This window comes from Thalassospira sp. MCCC 1A01148 (assembly GCF_001613795.1).
Classification (GTDB): Bacteria; Pseudomonadota; Alphaproteobacteria; order Rhodospirillales; family Thalassospiraceae; genus Thalassospira.
The window spans coordinates 1,453,762-1,472,797 of record NZ_LPVZ01000020.1 but is presented as its reverse complement, the minus strand read 5'-3'; the positions used below and the strand labels follow the sequence as shown (position 1 = coordinate 1,472,797).

General features: G+C 55.0%; 19 protein-coding genes and 1 tRNA gene. 6 read left to right on the top strand and 14 right to left on the bottom strand.

What is annotated here, in order from left to right:
* Nucleotides 1-18: 18 nt before the first annotated feature.
* The 8 genes from AUQ43_RS16290 to aroA all read right to left on the bottom strand — a co-directional run bounded on the left by AUQ43_RS16290 (nt 19) and on the right by aroA (nt 8,585).
* Nucleotides 19-1,227: an MFS transporter gene (locus tag AUQ43_RS16290; RefSeq protein WP_062957219.1), complete on the bottom strand. Its 1,209-nt coding sequence runs from the start codon at nt 1,225-1,227 to the stop codon at nt 19-21.
* Between the two features lie 223 nt (nt 1,228-1,450).
* On the bottom strand, nt 1,451-2,173 hold the full coding sequence (gene pyrF / locus AUQ43_RS16285; protein ID WP_062957388.1) for an orotidine-5'-phosphate decarboxylase: 723 nt from the start codon (nt 2,171-2,173) through the stop codon (nt 1,451-1,453).
* A 245-nt stretch (nt 2,174-2,418) separates the two neighbouring features.
* Nucleotides 2,419-2,727: a lipopolysaccharide assembly LapA domain-containing protein gene (locus AUQ43_RS16280; RefSeq protein ID WP_062957218.1), complete on the bottom strand. Its 309-nt coding sequence runs from the start codon at nt 2,725-2,727 to the stop codon at nt 2,419-2,421.
* Nucleotides 2,728-2,957: 230 nt separating this feature from the next.
* On the bottom strand, nt 2,958-3,233 hold the full coding sequence (gene ihfB / locus AUQ43_RS16275; protein ID WP_062957217.1) for an integration host factor subunit beta: 276 nt from the start codon (nt 3,231-3,233) through the stop codon (nt 2,958-2,960).
* Nucleotides 3,234-3,304: 71 nt separating this feature from the next.
* Complete coding sequence (gene sppA, locus AUQ43_RS16270; RefSeq protein ID WP_062957216.1) at nt 3,305-4,228, bottom strand: signal peptide peptidase SppA; 924 nt, start codon at nt 4,226-4,228, stop codon at nt 3,305-3,307.
* 357 nt (nt 4,229-4,585) lie between these two features.
* Complete coding sequence (gene rpsA, locus AUQ43_RS16260) at nt 4,586-6,289, bottom strand: 30S ribosomal protein S1 (RefSeq protein WP_062957214.1); 1,704 nt, start codon at nt 6,287-6,289, stop codon at nt 4,586-4,588.
* Between the two features lie 232 nt (nt 6,290-6,521).
* Nucleotides 6,522-7,166: a (d)CMP kinase gene (gene cmk / locus AUQ43_RS16255; RefSeq protein ID WP_062957213.1), complete on the bottom strand. Its 645-nt coding sequence runs from the start codon at nt 7,164-7,166 to the stop codon at nt 6,522-6,524.
* 75 nt (nt 7,167-7,241) lie between these two features.
* The gene (gene aroA / locus AUQ43_RS16250; RefSeq protein ID WP_062957212.1) at nt 7,242-8,585 is read right to left on the bottom strand and encodes a 3-phosphoshikimate 1-carboxyvinyltransferase; all 1,344 of its coding nucleotides are present in this window, start codon (nt 8,583-8,585) and stop codon (nt 7,242-7,244) included.
* Nucleotides 8,586-8,946: 361 nt separating this feature from the next.
* On the opposite strand from aroA, the gene AUQ43_RS16245 reads away from it, so the two are divergent.
* On the top strand, nt 8,947-9,252 hold the full coding sequence (locus tag AUQ43_RS16245; RefSeq protein WP_062957211.1) for an FYDLN acid domain-containing protein: 306 nt from the start codon (nt 8,947-8,949) through the stop codon (nt 9,250-9,252).
* A 97-nt stretch (nt 9,253-9,349) separates the two neighbouring features.
* Nucleotides 9,350-9,425: transfer RNA gene (locus AUQ43_RS16240), tRNA-Ala, on the top strand.
* 313 nt (nt 9,426-9,738) lie between these two features.
* On the opposite strand, the gene AUQ43_RS16230 is transcribed toward AUQ43_RS16240, so the two are convergent.
* Entirely contained in the window at nt 9,739-9,924 is a 186-nt protein-coding gene (locus AUQ43_RS16230) for a hypothetical protein (RefSeq protein ID WP_147250442.1), read from the bottom strand.
* A 242-nt stretch (nt 9,925-10,166) separates the two neighbouring features.
* Here AUQ43_RS16230 and AUQ43_RS16225 point away from each other — a divergent pair, with 242 nt between their 5' ends.
* Nucleotides 10,167-10,631: a YtoQ family protein gene (locus tag AUQ43_RS16225; protein ID WP_062957208.1), complete on the top strand. Its 465-nt coding sequence runs from the start codon at nt 10,167-10,169 to the stop codon at nt 10,629-10,631.
* Nucleotides 10,632-10,698: 67 nt separating this feature from the next.
* On the opposite strand, the gene AUQ43_RS16220 is transcribed toward AUQ43_RS16225, so the two are convergent.
* On the bottom strand, nt 10,699-11,907 hold the full coding sequence (locus AUQ43_RS16220; RefSeq protein WP_062957207.1) for an NAD(P)/FAD-dependent oxidoreductase: 1,209 nt from the start codon (nt 11,905-11,907) through the stop codon (nt 10,699-10,701).
* A 155-nt stretch (nt 11,908-12,062) separates the two neighbouring features.
* A complete protein-coding gene (locus AUQ43_RS16215; protein WP_062957206.1) occupies nt 12,063-13,145 on the bottom strand; it encodes a methyltransferase domain-containing protein in 1,083 nt (360 codons plus the stop codon).
* A gap of 131 nt (nt 13,146-13,276) precedes the next feature.
* On the opposite strand from AUQ43_RS16215, the gene AUQ43_RS16210 reads away from it, so the two are divergent.
* Entirely contained in the window at nt 13,277-14,299 is a 1,023-nt protein-coding gene (locus AUQ43_RS16210) for a GlxA family transcriptional regulator (RefSeq protein WP_198157174.1), read from the top strand.
* Here AUQ43_RS16210 and AUQ43_RS16205 read toward each other — a convergent pair.
* From AUQ43_RS16205 to AUQ43_RS16195, 3 genes are all read right to left on the bottom strand, one after another.
* Entirely contained in the window at nt 14,292-15,473 is a 1,182-nt protein-coding gene (locus AUQ43_RS16205; RefSeq protein ID WP_062957205.1) for a pyridoxal phosphate-dependent aminotransferase, read from the bottom strand. The genes AUQ43_RS16210 and AUQ43_RS16205 overlap by 8 nt on opposite strands.
* Nucleotides 15,470-16,159, bottom strand: a complete 690-nt coding sequence (locus AUQ43_RS16200; protein ID WP_062957204.1) for a TetR/AcrR family transcriptional regulator — start codon at nt 16,157-16,159, stop codon at nt 15,470-15,472. The genes AUQ43_RS16205 and AUQ43_RS16200 overlap by 4 nt, the downstream gene beginning before the upstream one ends.
* A gap of 126 nt (nt 16,160-16,285) precedes the next feature.
* On the bottom strand, nt 16,286-17,242 hold the full coding sequence (locus AUQ43_RS16195) for an NAD(P)-dependent oxidoreductase (protein ID WP_062957203.1): 957 nt from the start codon (nt 17,240-17,242) through the stop codon (nt 16,286-16,288).
* A gap of 163 nt (nt 17,243-17,405) precedes the next feature.
* Here AUQ43_RS16195 and AUQ43_RS16190 point away from each other — a divergent pair, with 163 nt between their 5' ends.
* Both AUQ43_RS16190 and AUQ43_RS20355 read left to right on the top strand, forming a co-directional pair.
* Nucleotides 17,406-18,194, top strand: a complete 789-nt coding sequence (locus tag AUQ43_RS16190) for a class II aldolase/adducin family protein (RefSeq protein WP_232310708.1) — start codon at nt 17,406-17,408, stop codon at nt 18,192-18,194.
* Nucleotides 18,195-18,800: 606 nt separating this feature from the next.
* Nucleotides 18,801-19,019, top strand: a complete 219-nt coding sequence (locus AUQ43_RS20355) for a hypothetical protein (RefSeq protein ID WP_114129812.1) — start codon at nt 18,801-18,803, stop codon at nt 19,017-19,019.
* Nucleotides 19,020-19,036: the final 17 nt, after the last annotated feature.

Here is a 19,036-nt window from a genome sequence, read left to right as displayed (position 1 = left end):
AACGTGTCAGGCAACTTGTCAGGCACTGGCACCGTTTTCGACAAGGATTTCGTCCCGGCGATCCAGCAGGTGGCTCCAGACCGTGAACAGCAAAGCCAGCACCGCAATCGCGGCCCCAAGCCACGGGATGTGCTGATAGGAAACACCCTGGATAATGGCAATGCCGCCAAACCACGCACCCGCCGCATTGCCAAGGTTAAAGGCCCCCTGATTAAGGGTGGAGGCGAGGTTGGGCGCATCGGATGCCTCGTTCACCACGCGCATCTGAAGCGGGGAGACCAGGGCAAAGGCAACCACCCCCCACAACATCACGGTTGCAACTGCCGGAATCACCGAAGTCAGCGTTTCGGTAAAGGTCGCAAGGATCGCAATCAGCAAGACAAAGGCAATGATGACGGCCGGCATCAAACGCCAGTCACCCAGACGCCCGCCGATGTAATTGCCCAAGGTCAGACCAACCCCGAACAGCAACAGCACATAGGTCACCTGACGCGGGGTGATGCCGGTAATTTCCTGAAGCATCGGGGTGATATAGGTAAAGACACTAAACATGCTGGCAGAGGCCAAAACCGAAATCAGCATGGCCAGCAAAACCTGTTTTTTGCCAAGCGACTTTGCTTCGAGCCACAGGCTACCCGTGGATGCGGCGATCTTGCGCGGCAGGGCGAAATAAAGCGCGCTGGCGGCAAAGATGCCAATGGCGACCACCGCCCAGAAGGTCGAGCGCCAACCAAGTTCCTGTCCAAGGGCGGTGCCGAACGGCACGCCCAGCACATTGGCCAGTGTCAGACCGGAAAACATCAGGGCAATGGCCTGCACGCGTTTATGCGGGGCGACAAGGTTTGACGCCACAACAGCCCCCAACCCGAAGAACGCACCATGGCAAAATGCCGTAACCACGCGCGCCATCATCAAAAGCCAGTAGTCGGGCGCAATCGCACACAGGAAATTGCCGAAAATAAAGATGGAAATCAGCAGCAGCAAAGCACGACGGCGATCCATGCGTGCCGTGGCGATCGCCAGAAACGGCGCGCCAAAAGTCACACCAAGGGCATAGCCCGTCACCAGCAACCCGGCATCGGGGATGCTTACACCAAGATCAAGCGCCACATCGGGCAAAAGCCCCATGATGACAAACTCGGTCGTGCCAATCCCGAATGACGCAAGGGCGAGCGCAAGAATCGGCAGGTTCCCGAAAAATCCGGGGCGGGTGGTGATATCGGTCATGTCAGACTATCCAGATCAACGACGGCGCGGGTGGCGCGGGTGGCGCGGGTGGCACGGCCAACGTTTTGTGCAACTGCGAGATACGCATCATGTATCAATTTTTGAAACGATTCAATTCTGGGATAACACAGTGCGCAAATCCATCGCGAAATTTGCATGGCAGCTTGTCATCCCCTGATCGGAAACCGGACAAGCTGCGCGCATTAAGGGGCTGGTATCTGGATCAGGAAAGTTCAGCGACGATCTTTTGCGCCGCCGCAACCGGATCATCGGCCTTGGTGATCGGACGGCCAATCACCAGTACGTCACTGCCCATGGCAACCGCATCCGCCGGCGTCACAATGCGTTTCTGGTCATCACTGGTTGCCCAAGCCGGGCGAATGCCCGGTGTGATCAGTTTGAAGTCCGGGCCAAGGGCCTTGCGCACCGGGGTGATTTCCTGTGCAGAACATACAACCCCGTCCAGACCGGCCTTTTGGGTCAGTTCGGCCAGTTTGACCACGCGTTCTTCAATCGGACCCTTGAGGCCGACATCATCAAGATCACCCTGATCCATGCTGGTCAGGATGGTGACAGCAATCACCCATGGCACCTCAACCCCCGCCTTGTCGGCGGCTTCGCGCGCCGCATCACCGGCACGTTTCATCATTTCCAGACCACCGGCGGCATGGACATTCACGATCCGAAGCCCCAGTGGCGTAACCGCACGGATGGCACCGGCCACTGTATTGGGGATGTCGTGATATTTGACATCAAGAAAGATCGGCATGCCTGCCTTGGCAACAGCCCGAACCCCTTGTGGCCCGTGGGCGGCGAAGAATTCCTTGCCCAGCTTTGCCCCGCCAATTACGCCAGACAGGCTGGACGCCAGATTGATCGCATGATCAAGATCAGTGGTATCAATCGCGCAGAAAATGCGGTCTTTGGCAGCAAGGGTCTGGGTCATGCGGTCCTCCATCAAGCGGGCATTGGGCGGGCAGTGGGCGAGATTAGGTCGGCCCAGATCTGTCAGGATGGCTGATAGATTTGCCGTTGCGGGCGGACCGGACATGGCTTAGCCGATTTGTGTGCAAAGGCCAATGTCAAATCAGCCCCTTGCCCTGCAAGGGCGCCATGCGCCAGACGCCCGCAGCTTGTTGTTTGTTTGGGCAAGACAGCAAAAGGGCCCCGAAACGGAGCCCTTTGACGTGATCAGCTGTGGCCGATGGCCTTTTGATCGCTATTGGGTGTGGTGTGCGTGGTGTCATCGGTTTTGATGCGCTTGAGTTCGCTATCCATACGCCGTGCGGCACGGCGGTGCTTACCCTGGAGCAACCATTCAAAGGCAAAGCCGATGCCAAGCCCGATCAAAAGCGCGACCATGATCGGCAGGAACAGCGGCAGATCAACTTCAAACGGCAACGGCCAGAGAGAAATCGTTACCAACGCCCGGTTGGAAACAGCAAAAACCGCAATCAACACGGCAAGCGGAATGGAAATAATCCAGTAAAGGAAGCGCATTACTTAGCTCCTTGTGCCGCCCCCAGGCCATCCCCGCAAAGGATGGCTCAGGACCCGGCAATAGGTCACGTTTGATGATCAGTCAGATCAGTATGGGGCAAGAACCGGACAAAAGCCATGGCGACGGTCACACAGTTTTTGTGTGTTGCGCGCCGACCAGATCGGGCAGGTTGCGGGTGACGCAGGTGCGATACGCGCCCAATCGCCGGTCAGACAAGATCAGGCAGGAATCAGTTCAAACGTTCGCGAAGCTGTTTGCCGGTTTTGAAATAGGGAACCTTTTTCTCACCGACAGGGACGGCATCCCCGGTACGCGGATTACGCCCGATACGGGCATCGCGCTGTTTGACGGAAAATGCGCCAAAGCCGCGAAGCTCGACCCGGTCGCCACGCGCAAGCGCATCAGTGATCTCGTCAAAGATCGTGGCAACAATCCGTTCAACGTCGCGCTGATAGAGATGCGGATTCATCTCGGCAAGGCGGGCGATCAATTCAGATTTTGTCATTTCCAGGCCCCATCCTGTTGAAGCTGACAGTCTCACTCAACCACGGATTAGATTATGTCTCAGAAAAGCTCTCATTCAGGTTGCCAGACCGCCAGCAAACCGTCAAGTTTAAGCCCCTCAGATGACAGCACTTTTCCAAGGTTTCCCTCAAGAACAGCACTCATCAAATCGTCTTCCGGGTACTCGATCTCAAGTGGCACTACCTGTGCATCCGTCGTGACACCGGCTTCTTCCTCAAGCCAGCGCAAGGCTTCACGACGGCCTCCAATTTCGTCAATCAATCCGTTCGCGACTGCCTGCTGACCGGTATAGACACGGCCATCGGCAAGAGTCGTAACGGTATCCACCGACATGTCGCGGCGGGTCGCGACCATTTCAACAAACACGTCAAACATGTCCGAAATCAGGCCCTGCATGGCCGATTTTGCAACATCATCAACGGGTTCGAACGGATTGGGTGCCGCTTTAAGCGGACCGCTTTTCACCGTCAGCGGTTCGACACCAAGCTTTTCAAGCGTTCCATTGAAATTCATCGACTGGAAAATCACCCCGATCGAGCCGGTAATCGTGCCACGGCGCGCAATGATATGATCTGCGGCAATCGCGGCCATATAACCGCCGGATGCGGCAACCGTACCCATTTCAGCGACAAGCGGGCGGGTTTCGCCAATGCGACGCAACGCCTCAAACAGCGTTTCACCACCAACCATGGTGCCGCCCGGGCTGTTGATATGGACAATCACACCGACAACGTCGCTGTCTTCCTCGATCGCGCGCAGCGCATCAAGAAGATAGGGATCTTCGGTGATCACGCCTTCAACGGTGACTTCGACAATCCGGGGCCCAAGGCCGCCCAGTACACTGTCCTTCACACCGGTGCCCGACAAGCCGACCACGATCACCGCAAGCACGGCAATCACCGCCACCACGCGCCAGCGAAAGACGGATTTCTTCAGTCGACGTCGATCCAGCAGGATATCGGCATCCAATGCCATCAGAGTGTTCCGGTTCTAATTGTTCAATCAAATACTTAACCGGGGTGATAACCCCGAAAACCACCTTTTCAAATGGTTTTTATCACGCCAGAAGGCAAGAACAAAAAGCGTTTAAAATCAAAATTTTCGCGAAATTCGCCGATATCGGCAGAGTCGGGCAAAAAATCCGCCCCATAAAGCCTGCGATATATAATCTGACACAACATCCAGCCCATCCGACCAATGCGCCATTCACCGGTATCATGCACATCGGTGACTGTGTTCGGCACCATCAGCACAAAAGAAAACGGGCCGCGCAATGCGCGACCCGTCTTTTCGTTCTGCAAAACTGCAGAGCGTATTTCGTCAGAGGGTGGCTTATTCGCCGCCTTCCTGCTTCTTGCGCAGAGCTTCGCCGAGGATGTCGCCGAGCGATGCGCCGCTGTCTGCCGAACCGTAATCCGCCATTGCTTTCTTCTCGTCAGCAACTTCAAGTGCTTTGACAGAGAGGGAAACCTTGCGGGTTTTGGAATCGATTGCGGTGACGCGTGCGTCGACTTTTTCACCAACTGCAAAGCGTTCCGGACGCTGTTCAGAACGCTCGCGCGCCAGCTCAGCTTTACGGATGAAGCCTTTGAGTTCGGTGTCGCCAACAGAAACCTCGATGCCACCGTCGTTCACTTCGGTAACTTCACAGGTTACAGCTTCGCCACGCTTGATGCCGGTAACGGCTTCTTTGAACGGATCGCCAGCAAGCTGTTTGATGCCAAGCGAGATGCGTTCTTTTTCGACGTCAACGTCAAGAACCTTGGCTTTGACGATGTCGCCTTTTTTGTATTCCTTGATGACTTCTTCACCAGCACGGTCCCAGGACAGGTCCGAAAGGTGAGCCATACCGTCGATACCGCCCATGAGGCCGATGAACAGACCGAATTCGGTGATGTTCTTGACTTCGCCTTCGATCTCGGACTCGACCGGATGAGCTGCCAGGAAGGCATCCCACGGGTTCGAGGTGCACTGCTTGAGACCAAGCGAGATACGACGTTTCTGGGCATCGACGTCGAGCACCATGACTTCGACTTCCTGCGAGGTCGAAACGATTTTGCCCGGGTGGATGTTTTTCTTGGTCCAGGACATTTCGGAAACGTGGACCAGGCCTTCGACACCAGCTTCGAGTTCGACGAATGCGCCGTAATCGGTGATGTTGGTGACACGACCTTCGAACTTCGAACCGACCGGGTACTTGGCTTCGACGCCTTCCCACGGATCAGCTTCAAGCTGCTTCATGCCAAGCGAGATACGCTGGGTTTCGCTGTTGAAGCGGATAACCTGGACTTTAACAGTCTGGCCGATCTGAAGGGCTTCGGACGGATGGTTGATACGTTTCCAAGCGATGTCGGTAACGTGCAGCAGGCCATCAACGCCGCCGAGATCGACGAACGCGCCGTAATCGGTGATGTTTTTGACAACGCCGTCAAGAACCTGACCTTCCTGAAGGTTCTGGATCAGTTCAGCACGCTGTTCTGCACGGGTCTCTTCGAGAACGGCACGACGCGAAACAACGATGTTGCCGCGCGAACGATCCATTTTCAGGATCTGGAACGGCTGCGGGTTGTTCATCAGCGGGGTAACGTCACGAACCGGACGGATGTCCACCTGGGAGCCCGGCAGGAACGCAACTGCGCCCGACAGGTCAACGGTGAAGCCGCCTTTAACACGACCAAAGATGGTGCCGTCGACGCGTTTGCCATCGGAGAACTGTTTTTCCAGCTCAACCCAAGCTTCTTCGCGGCGCGCTTTTTCGCGCGACAGGACGATCAGGCCATCCTTGTTTTCATAGCGGTCGACATAAACATCGACGGTATCGCCAATGTTTACTTCGCCGGTACCAAATTCTTTAAGCGGAACGCGGCCTTCGGATTTCAGGCCGACATCGACGATGGCATCATCGTCGGTTTTCTTAACGACCGAACCGGTCATTACGCGGCCGACAAAACCTTCGTCTTCCGAACCAAGGGTTTCAGCCAACAGGGCGGCAAAATCTTCGCCAGTTGAGAATTGTGCTTCTTCAGCGGTGGTCATAAACCAGACTTCCTTTCGAGTATCGTCACTGTATTCTGGCCAACCGGTTGTGTCCGGTGGTCTTTGCCGCAAAATTGCGGCGATTTGTCATTCACTGTTCAAACCCGAACGCATGCAAAGGCGAACCTTCCATACACGAAAAGGTGAACGCACAAGTCGTTCACCTTAGGAACAGGCCAAAGGACCGGTACCTCGGAATTGTTCAACGCCTGACGGTTAAAACGCCTTTTGATCAGTCATCCGCACCCATATGGGTATGGATATGTGCCATGACGGCATCGAACACTGCGTTGGCATTCAGACGGTCCGTATCAATATGGATTGCGTCATTTGCCATCTTGAGCGGTGCGACATCGCGAGCACTGTCTCGGGCATCCCGTTCTTCAAGCTCTTTAAGAACGCGCTCGTATATAGCAGCGGGATTTTTTTCCTGCAACTGTTTGAACCGACGGTTTGCACGTTCTTCCACACTTGCCGTCAGGTAAAACTTGATCGGCGCGTCCGGACAAACCACGGTTCCGATGTCACGGCCATCCAATACAGCGCCGCGCTTCCCCCCCGGCGGGGTGCGGGCAAGGGTGCGCTGAAAATCAAGCAATACGGCGCGAACCCTTGGAATCGCTGCAACTTTTGAGGCAGCGGTGCCGACTTCCTCGCTGCGCAAGGCCTCGTCCTCGAGATCGGCCGCCGTCAGATTTTCGGCTGCAGAAACCGCCACGGCTTCATCAGCCGGGTCGCCATTTTCAGCCAGAACTTTTGCGCCGGTCGCACGATAAAGCAGGCCGGTATCAAGATAGGCATAGTCCATTGCGTCTGCGACTCGACGTGCCAAGGTCCCCTTGCCGGACGCGGCAGGCCCATCAATGGCGATGATCATATGGGGTCACTCCCTGTGATTATACTGCTGCTTATATGTAAGTGCTGATCGTGACTTATATATTGGTCGGCCTGATCAGGAATGCAGGGCAAATTTCGCGCCCATATCCGCCATCAAACCTTCGAAGTTGGGGAAGCTTGTCGCAATCGGGTTGGCATCATCAACCGCAACCGGCTTTTCTGCGCCAAGACCCAGAACGAGGAACGACATGGCAATGCGGTGATCAAGATGGGTTTCCACCATGCCACCGCCCGGCACAACACCGCCGGTCACGATTAGATCATCGCCTTCGATGCGATGGATCACGCCATTGGCTTCAAGACCCGCGGCAACAGCGGCCAGACGATCTGATTCCTTCACGCGCAATTCTTCAAGATCGCACATGCGCGTTTCACCGTCGGCATAGGCTGCGGCCACGGCCAGAACCGGATACTCATCGATCATGGATGGTGCACGTTCAGCCGGAACGACAATGCCCTTGAGCCTGTTCTTGCCGGTCACCACCAGATCGCCGATGGTTTCACCAGCTTCTTCGCGCTCGTTGGTGATCGTGATGTCACCGCCCATTTCAATCAGGGTGGTGATCAGGCCAGTGCGCAGCGGATTGAGGCAGACATCACGAATGGTGACGTGGGAGTCCGGATTGATCAGTGCGGCCACCATCGGAAATGCGGCCGAGCTCGGATCGGTCGGAACCACAATATCAGCCGCCTTCATTTCGACCGGGCCGGTCAGGCTGACCGTGCGGCCACCATCGTCATTGACCTTCACATCCACATCAACGCCAAAGTGACGCAGCATGCGTTCGGTATGATCACGCGACGGTTTGGGTTCGATCACGGTGGTTGTGCCTGTTGTGTTCAGACCGGCCAGCATCACAGCCGATTTCACCTGGGCGGATGCCATCGGCAGGGTATAGGTCACTGGCTTGGCCTCATCCGTGCCAATCACCGCCATTGGCGGACGGCCGCGATCACGGGTGATGAATTGCGCGCCAAATTCGGACAGCGGATCGGCAACACGCCCCATCGGGCGTTTGCAGAGCGATGCGTCGCCTGTGAAAAACGTTGTGATCGGATGGGTGGCAACAATGCCCGCCATCAGGCGAATACCGGTGCCCGCATTGCCCATGTCAATCACGCTATCAGGTTCACGCAGCGCACCGACGCCAACACCGGTGACATGCCAGGTGCCATCCTCGTCGCGGATCACTTTGGCGCCAAGTTTGCGCATGGCATCCGCAGTTGCCAGAACATCTTCGCCTTCAAGCAAACCGGTAACCTTGGTCGTACCGATCGCCAGACCACCAAACATCAGGGAACGATGAGAAATAGATTTGTCACCCGGAACCCGGATATCACCCGAAAGCGGCCCGGCCTTGGCCGAGGAAAGCGGGCGTTTGGTTTGCGAAGAACTCATGGGCTCGTACCTGCCAGTCACTGTTTTATCATCAACAAAAAGGCTGATTGAAAAAGCGCTGCGCTGCGGCCATGTTTTCAGGCGCGCGCGGGCCTTTTAATCAGGGGACCAATGCTCTAGCACAAGCGGTTGGCACGCACCAGTATCGAACCCGAAATTCGGGATGGGAATTTGCACCAATGTGCGGCAGATTTATCCCATCTCACTACCAAAGGGAAAATCGCGCAATTTCCTTTTGACAAGGGGCCGACAAGATGGCAATTGGGCCTTTCAGACAAGACGCTGTGCGCAGCCTTGCTGCGCTTTTGCGACACAAAGTCTTTTTCTTAATTGATAACGGTAATTAAGAGGATTTGCCGTAATGTCAGCACGCGGTAAGAAACGTCACTGCCTCGCCTGTGGTACCAAGTATTACGACCTGAACCGGACCCCGGTCGTCTGCCCGAAATGCAAGACGCCCGACGGGGTGACCAAGGTCAAGAAATCCGCTGTTGCCAAACCGGCACCGGAAGAAGACGAAGACGTCGATGACGTCAACGACCTTGATGATGATGTCGATGGCGATATCGACGAGGATATCCTCGAAGATGCATCTGATCTTGGCGAAGACGACGACGATCTGAACGAAGTATACGAGCACGTCGAATCAGACGACGACGATCGCTAAGAAATTTTGAAAAAGGGTCTTGCCAATATTTGGCGAACCTTCTAAATATGCGCCGCGCCGCAGAGCCTGTTTCATCAGACTGCGTCGCGGACAAAGTGGGGCCGTAGCTCAGTTGGGAGAGCGCTACAATGGCATTGTAGAGGTCGTCAGTTCGATCCTGATCGGCTCCACCATTCAAAACCCGTTGCCTTTGGCGACGGGTTTTGTCGTTTCGTGGTGTTGCATCTATTTAAAATCGTTCTGAAGAGGATGCGCATTGTCTGCAATATGGTTTTTACGCTGGGATAAGATCGACACGCTCCAAAACATTTTGCCTCTTTCGGAATTCCTCGGAAGCAAAATGTATCAAGTCGTCCAAACGCCCCGAATCAAATGCTGGACTTTGATTGTCGAGTTCGAGAGTGGTTTCTAATACCAGAACGTGTTTTACGGGGCCGTCCGAAGACTCTAGTTTGATGTATGCTTTCTTCAAGTCAGGGTGGGAAATCATGAACTACTCACTTCCAAAAAGAGGGAGATTTTTTGATTTCTTTCCTTGGATGATTTGTTTGGCTCCATAAAATCCATCACGTATGGAGACATACTCTCCGAATCATCCAGTGTTAGAGGTTCGTCGAGCTTCCGGGCAAAATGTTTAAGAGCATCAATGTCGGATCCAGCATCAACTTCCATCAATATCTCAGTGAATGGCTGCCGCCAAAGTCTGTATATTGCCATATCCTCAAACCCTCCCGCCTCAAGATTGAACGAAAAACAAATACATGATCGCAACAAATTCTATTTAAAGTTTAATTGTTTTTCTACTTCTTCATGCGTTGGCAGGCTCTTTCCAAACCGATGTTGCACTTAATCGCAAAATCGATCAGTCAGTAGGCTAGAAAAAAGCATTTCGATTAGCGCGCAAGGAGAAGACCATGAGCAAAGTCTGGACCGTCTATTTGTCGGGCGAAATTCACAGCGACTGGCGCGAGCGCATTGAGACGGGTGTTGCGGAAGCCGGCCTTCCGGTTGATCTGGTTGCCCCTGTAACCGTGCATGAAGATTCCGATGATTGCGGCGTTGCCGTTTTTGGCGCGGAAGAAAACAAGTTCTGGCATGACCGCAAGGGCGCGCAGCTTAACGCCATGCGCACCAAGACGCTGCTGTCACAGTCCGACCTTGCCGTCATTCGCTTTGGCGAGAAATACAAGCAGTGGAACGCGGCCTTTGATGCCGGCTATGCCGCCGCCCTTGGCATTCCGTACATCACGCTTCATCCCGCCGAGCATGATCACGCGTTGAAGGAAGTCGATGGTGCGGCCAATGGTGTGGCGCGCGAACCTGAACAGGTGGTTGCGGCACTGGCCTATATCATCCGCGGTGATATGCCCAAATCATAGAACCGAACATAAAACCAGACCCCGCTGCCACTGGTTGCGGGGTCTGTTTTCCTGGCGTCGGGGTGCCTCATATGCCAGTTTGCCGGGCCATCGGGCCTGACTGCCTGGCGGTTTGGTTGACCGACACCCGATGACTTGCCGACAGGTTGTCATGTATGGCGCGTGCGATCTTGTCGCCACTTTTACGCGCTGCGTCAAAATACCCGGTGTAACCGGAACGATAGCCAGTGAACCAAAGACCGGGATTGTGACAGTCGGCCTCACCGGATGGATGAAACGGTTGCCCGTCTGATGAAACTGCGCCCAGGTGACTTAACAGCTTTTGCAATCCGGTACGGTAACCGGTGGCAGCAATGACCACATCCGGCCGCACGCGTTTGCCATCGGCCAAAATCACATCATGCCCGTTAAACGCCCTGACATTTGCCACCGCGCGAAACCGACCTTTTTTCAAGGCATCAACAAATCCGTCATCAATCGCGAAGGCAATACCATCGCGCATCAGGCGTGTTCCGCCCCCATCAGGATGGGACGGCAATCCCAATTTCGCCAAGTCGCCAAGGAAAAGCCGCTGGGTCAACCGAAACGCCTGATCAACAAGTGCGGTTGGCATCATGGCGAAACCGCGCGCCAGACGATGCAGCGGAAACCCGAAAACATGGGACGGCACCACAGCAGGTCCGTAGCGAACCGAGACAAGGACCTCGGCCGGGTTGTGTCGTGCAAGGTGGTTTAAAACATCCGAGCCCGAATTTCCGGCCCCTGCGACAAGAACACGTTTGCCATCGAACTGCGCCACATCGCCAATATCGCGGGCATGCAGCAATGTTCCCTTGAAGGTGTCCTTGCCCTGCCAGTCGGGGATATGCGGAATGCGATCCCGCCCGGTGGCGAAGACGACGTTCTTTGCCTGATAGACGGTATGTCGGGTTTCGACATGCCAGCCAAACACGCATCGCTTGATCGACAGGACCTCTGTGCTGAAATCAATCGGCACATCGATATCGCTGGCGTAATCCTCCAGATAGGAAATGACGCTGTCACGTTTGAGAAAGACACCATCGCCTGTCGGCGGCTTGCGACCGGGCAGACATGCGAAATGCCGATGAATGTTCAGGCGCAAAGCCGGGTGGCGTTTGCGCCAGGGTTCGGCCACACGGGTGTGAGCTTCGAGGATACGGGCAGAAATGCCACGCCGGGCAAGTGCCCTGGCACAAGCAAGCCCTGAAAGGCCCGCCCCAATAATCAGGACATCATCCTGTTTCACGGCTTCCATCATTTTTGTCCTTGGAATTCGGGGTCATCAAGTGTCTGAAAGTTGTGGCGCTGCGGGTGCCCCCTCAGGGGAGGGGAAATAAATGAGGGAGCGCACCGCAGACACCACTCAAAGCGCGGAAATGCTGCCAACAGCCAACATTTCACGGCTTATCCTCAGACCCGGCCAACAAAGTATGCGTTGATCGGATCATGGCTGAGGCGATGGGTTTCAAGCGATGAGAACCCGGCAGTTGTCAGGTATTCCTGCGCGGTTTCAACACCCCACATTGCACCAAGACCGGGACCACCCTGACCGATGGAAATCGGTGTGCAATGCATGCTGGAAAGCGTGAAGAGCAGGGGCGCAAACGGGTTTTCGATGTTCTTTTCCAGATCCCGTGAACCACCGATATCCTGCATCAGAAATACACCGTCTTTTGCCAATGAGGCCCGGATCATTTTCAGGAAACCTTGTGGGTCTTTTTGATCATGCACAGCATCAAAGGCGGTAATCAGATCAAAGGAACCAATGGAGTCCTGATCCGACAGGTCTTTGGCGACAAAGAAAAGGTTATTGAGTCCCTTGTCACGGGCTTCAATCCTTGTTGGCGCAAAGGCATCCTCACACAGATCGAAACCAGTAAAGGTGCTGTTGGGGAAGATTTCGGCAAGCTTCAGCATTGCCCGTCCCGCGCCACACGCAACATCCGCCACCTTGATCCCGGCCGTCAGTTTTTCATGCAAGCCCGGAACAATCGGCAAGATACCCGTTTCGAGATTGGCGACAACCAATTGCGCGCTGTCTTCGGCCATGACTTCGTGGAAACGATTAAAATGACCGTAGTGAAGCCCCTCGCCGGATCCAAACCGGATCAGAATTTCGTCCTCTACCGACGCAGTGACACCAATGAACTGGCTGGTCACGGCAAGGTTATTCGGGGATGCAGCACGGGTTAAGAAGGCTGCGTGTTCACCGGGCAGCGTATAGGTCCGAGCCACCGGATCATAATCAACAACCTTGGCTGTCACCATGACACCAAGCCATTCACGAACATAACGTTCGCGGCAATTGGCCAGATCTGCCAGTTCGTAAGAGGTTACGCCGGGGTTATCTGCCAACGTATCAAAAAGCCCCAGTCGATGCCCCACCGAGGTCATCAACACCATCGCTGCATCTGATAGGGCATCAACAAAACGGGTGGCGAAGGCTTCCGCCTTGGCTTCATCGAATGTCGTAATTTTTTCCTGAACAGTCATTTCGCTCTCCAACATCAATACGGCGTCGTTTGTGCGCCGCTTACGAAGTGGGTATAGACGGCCCAACCAAAGGGTTGTAGAACGCAAAAAGACCAAACCGGTGATTATCAGACACATTTATGGGAAATGTTATGCAGATACCGATAAAAACAGTTATTATCGGAAGCCCGCATGTTGGAACTGCAGTTGCTTTCTCGATTCTTGATGTGCTGGCTTCTGTTGGACGGGACTGGGAGCTCCTGCATGGTGTCACTCCGTCTCCCAAACCATACTTTCAGGCGAGCCTGCGCACGCTGGACGGTGCACCATACCTTGACGTCAATGGCCGCAAGGTCACACCTGACGACCGTATTGATGCGGAACCGTTGCCCGATCTCGTGATCGTTCCCGATATCCATGCAGACTTTTCTCAACCACTTCCAAAGGATTTGGCAGGGCTGGCAGACTGGATTGCAAAAATTCACGCCACGGGTGCAACAGTCACATCGATATGTTCAGGGACATTTTTGTTGGCTGCAAGCGGTGTTCTCGATGGCAAGGAAGCCACGACACACTGGGGAGTTGCCGATATCATATCATCCCAGTTTCCAGACATTCGAATTTGCAAGGAACGCATACTGTGCCCAGCCGGTGAGGGTCACAACCTCATCACAGCGGGCGGGGCATCTTCATGGGCCGATCTGATCCTGTATTTGATTGCACGACTTGTAGACCCTGAAGCCGCAAGACGGGTCGCCAAAGTATGGCTGCTGAACACACATAATGATGGCCAACTTAATTTTGCCTCTTTGGCCAATGCGCGCCAGCACGAAGACAAAATCATAACCAATGCACAAGTATGGCTTTCCGAGAACTATATGAATGCATCGCCCGTCACAGAGGCGGTGGAACGCAGCGGGATGTCCGCACGCGGCTTTTTGCGCCGTTTCCGTCGGGCAACGGGCCAGTCGCCGGCCGAGTATATTCAATGCTTGCGCATTGAAGAGGCCAAACAACTGCTTGAAACCACCCAAATGGCCATCGACGACATTGCAAACGATGTCGGGTATTCCGAACCATCAAGCTTCCGGTCTGCCTTCCGCAAACATGTCGGGATGTCTGCATCGGTTTATCGGCGCAAATGGCAGGCACTTAATGTTTCGGCGGCTAAGTGACTTTCGCCGCGGCAGAAACGGCAAAGGCCCGGATGCGCTTGATGGCTTCGCGAAGTTCTTCGTCGGGGACGGTCAGCGCCACGCGGATCAGGTTTTTGGCATTTTCGCCAAAAGAAGCACCGGGCATGACGGCAACGTTTTGATCATCCAAAAGCCCCCAGGCGAACTCTTCGCCATTCATGCCGGTGGCACCGACATCAATCATGGCAAACATGCCGCCTGATACCTTGCCCGGTTTAAGCACATCGCAGCCGGCAAGTTCGGTTTCGATCATGTCCACGCGCGCAGCATAGCTTTTGCACATACGCGCGGCCGTATCGAAATTGCCGCGAAGTGCCACCTCGGTCGCATCGGCGATGAAGGGCTGATTGCCAAACAGGATGGTTTCGGAAATTGGCAGGACTTTGGTACAGAGTTCTTCGGGGCCAACGGCCCAGCCACTGCGAAAGCCGGTGGCAGCAAAGGTTTTCGAGATCGAGGATGTGACGATGGTGCGATCACGCAGCTCTTCGATTTCAAGCGGGGAGGCAAAGGTGCCTTCAAACACCAGATCCTCATAGACCTCGTCACAGACAATCCACAGATCATGTTCGATGGCGATCTTGCCAAGTTCGACCAGTGTTGCGCGATCCAGCAGCGCGCCGGACGGATTGTGTGGCGTGTTAAGCAGCAACACACGGCTGTCCCTGGTGATGGCCGCGCGCAGGTCATCGGGTTGCATGATAAAGCCATGCTCGATCGACAGCGGAACCGATTGCAGTTCTGCGCCCGATGCACGGATTACCCCGGCATAGGTCGCGTAATAGGGATCACCAACCAGCACGCCTTGCCCGGCATCCACAAGAGCCGTCATGACGGTATAAAGGGCGGTCTGCGTGCCGGGGAAACACAGGATGTTTTCAGGCGTAACATCCGGCCAGACGGGTTTGTATTTTTCCACCAGCGCATCAAGCAACCCGACCTCGCCCCGACCATTGGAATAATGGGTGCGGCCACGCCGCATGGAGGTCTCGCACGCGTCGATCAGGGCCGGATCGACAGGAATGTCAGGTTCACCAATTGTCAGTTCGATGATCTTGGCACCTTCGGCCTCGCGATCACGGGCGGTGTTGTGGACGGCCCACTTTGCCCCACCCAGTTCGGCAAGACGATCGGTAATCTTCGCGTATCTCATGACGGTTTACTTTGTTGTGTGGGATGTTGGGTGGATTGCAGTGCGATATCGGGCGCAGACAGCGCCCCGGCCGGTAAATCAAGCAAGCGTTCGGCAGCACCCGTGATCAGATCGGGCAGGATATCCTGCGCATACAAGCCGGAATTAAGCGCCCCTTCCATCCAAAGGCCATCAATCAGGCCATTGAGGGCAATCGCATGGTTGCGACAAATCGTAACGCTATAGGGACAACCGTGCTGGATCAGGACCGGTTCGATCAGGATTTCAAGCACATTGAGAAACTCGCGGTAGCCATCGCGATGTATTTCGGCGAAGCCCGGATCATGGCGCACCCGGCCAATGAAGGTCGCCCATAGCGAAACCGTTTCTTCGTCCATGTTCGGCTTGGTCATATTTGCGCGCAGGAAGCTTGCCAGTTTGGCTTCTGGTGTGCCTTCGGTGGCACGTGCGCTTTCACTGGCCTGTGCCGTCAGTTGCCCGACCAGATAGGCATAGGCATTGCGGATCATGTCATCCTTGCTGCCGAAATAATGGCGCACCAGCCCGACCGTCACCCCGGCTTCCTCGGTGATTCGGCGCACCGATGCCCCATGCAGCCCGTGGCGCGCGACACATGTCAATGTCGCTTCCATCAAACTGCGGCGGCGCACATCAAGCGACAGGCGTTGAAATGTTTTTCGGCTCATTCCCGGTTCCCGAAAGGATGACGAATCGCAGGCCGACAGGAAGGCGACGGCACACTGTTATACAATTGAATAATTTCAATTTGGTTTCAAGACCGCAATTGGGTGCGACCATGCCCAACAGACCGGTCAGTAGCCCTGACCGCGGCTGACAGCGAGGCTAAGCGGTTTGCCAGCATGCAATTCACGCGCGGATTGCAGGGCCTGCTCGGCGACGATATGCGGCGTCGTATCACTGGCGATATGTGGCGTGATGCGCAGGCGCGGATCCGTCCAGAAGGGATGGTCAGATGGCAACGGTTCAGTGCGAAACACATCAAGAGTCGCCCCGGCAAGCTGACCACTATCAAGGGCCGCGACCAGATCATCCTCGACCAGATGTTCGCCGCGTCCGATCTGGATCAGCCAGCCACCCCTGGCCATTTTTGAAAACAGTTCGGTATTGAGAACATCCTCTGTCTCGGTTGTGAGCGGCAAGACATTGATGACAACGTCCTGTCCGGCCACTGATTGCAGAACCGAGTCGTTACCGGTGAAATATTGCACGCCTTCGACCGGATCACTCGGGTCCCGCCGACACGCCACCGAAACGCTAAAGCCAGAAGCCGCCAGGGCCTGAACAACACATGCCCCCATGGATCCATGGCCAAGCACGGCAACCTTAAGATCGCGTGGCGGGCGGATCGCGGGCGGGGCCCATTCCGCCCTGGCCTGATTTTGCTGCATCTGGGCAAAGCCGCGTTCGACATGAACCACTTCATGCACGGCATAACCCGCCATCAAATGTGCCTGATTGGGGTCGCGCACCCGACAAATCGCGACATCCTTGCCCAAGCCGGGATGTTTAAGCAAATCATCGACACCGGCGCCAACCGACATCGCCATTTCAATGTTGAGATAGGGCGAAAAAGCCGCCGGACCCGGCAGCCAGCAAACCGCGAACCGGATCAGATCCGGGTTGGTGACTTCTTCGGGCTTGAGCAGGCGGACATCCGGGGCCGCATCCCCGAAATCAAGCGAATAATAGCTTTTGAGATCCATCGAATCGCTAAGAAGAACACCATAAATCGGTTCTGCCGCCGCCATCAGTCAAAGCCCCCTGAACAGTCATTTTCAGCGCCATTTCCCCTGATTGTCGCACCCGATTTACGGGTACGAACACAAGAAAATTTGCGCTTTGGTTCCATCCTCAGTTAAACAAGTGTATATCAAAGAGTAAAGCCGTTTGATCAGATCAATGGAGTCCGGGATGCATATCGCAACACAGAAGGACGCCCCCACCAGCGTCATGAGCGACACCGAAATCAGCGAGGCTGAAAAGCAGTGCCGCATCGAACTTGCCGCCTGTTACCGGCTTGCGGCGCATTACAAGATGACGGACACGATCTATACTCACATTTCGGCCCGCGTTCCCGGCGAGCCGGGGCATTTTCTGATCAATCCCTATGGGCTGATGTGGGAGGAAATTACCGCTTCTTCGCTGGTCAAGATCGATGTCGACGGAAACAAGGTCGCCGACAGCCCGTACCGGGTAAACCCGGCAGGCTTTACCATTCACAGTGCAGTACATATCGGGCGTCATGATGCCGCCTGGGTGATGCATACCCATACACGGTCGGGATTTGCAGTTTCGTGCCTTGAAGAAGGATTGATGCCACTTAACCAGATCGCGCTGCAGTATTACGGGCAGATCGGGTACCACGACTACGAGGGCATCGCGCTTGATCTTGAGGAGCGCGAGAGAATCGTTGAAGCACTCGGTACAAACATCGCCCTGATCTTGCGCAATCATGGCCTGTTGACGGTTGGCGCAACCGCCGGACAAATGTTTTCCAACATGTTTTATCTCAATCGCGCGTGCGAGATTCAGGAATCCACTTTGGCGATGGGACGTCCGCTTCGGGCCATTGATGACACCATCATCAAACGCGTTTCCGAACAATTCAGCCAGATGGCCTATGACGACGGGGACGTTGCTCTGGAATGGGACGCGCAAATGCGCCTTGCCGACCGGCTGGACCCCGGTTTCCGCGACTAGGACATCACACCACGGCAATGCATTTCGCCCTTCGCATGTGCGGTAAGTGCTTGCTGATTTTCATATTTTTGGAACCATCGTCCAACCTGTCCAAATCTTTGGGCGGGAACGGGGGATCTTTGTGATCAAAATTTAATCTCTTAGACCAATTGCGCAAAATATAACCAAATACGTCCTTGACACCCACCCGCCGACTGCTACGATTGAATTCAACAAGGTTGATCCGGAGAATTTTCCGGTGTGTTCTGGTCAAGGTTCAGCAACCATCACGCGATGTGATTTTGCAACCTACCGCATTGAAAATAATGACTTGTGCTGCCGCGCGACAGTCGCAATGCGATATGACATTCAAGGCCAGAACGGGTTGATTGCCAAAATCAGCCTCAAGACCGCCCAGCCGACAGAGCAGGCCTTTGGATCAGGCCATCTGTCACGCCATGGACACCACCAAGAGTGGTTTGATGCTGGGATCGCGCGATGGTCGAAAGTGTTTCTGTTCGTTTGCCCACATCGAATGCGGGCATTGGAAACACGTCATGCTGCGGCATTTATACCGTTCCCGGCGGTATGCCGAAGCTCCTGCTCGCCAGACAAGGAGAAGACAACATGCAAGTATCGAACACAATTGATTGTAACGGTCTGTCCCCGGCCCCGACCCTTCTGCGGATCATGCAGGCACTGGTTGGCCGTGAAGACGGCGCATCGCCGCTTAATGTTCTGGTTGGATCAGATTGCAATTGTGAACGACTGGCAGACTCGCTTGGTCCGCTGGCCGAAGAGGTTCAGCTGGCAAGTGATGCAAAGCAGTTTGCCGCGGTAAACTGACAGGCGCACAGTCGCCT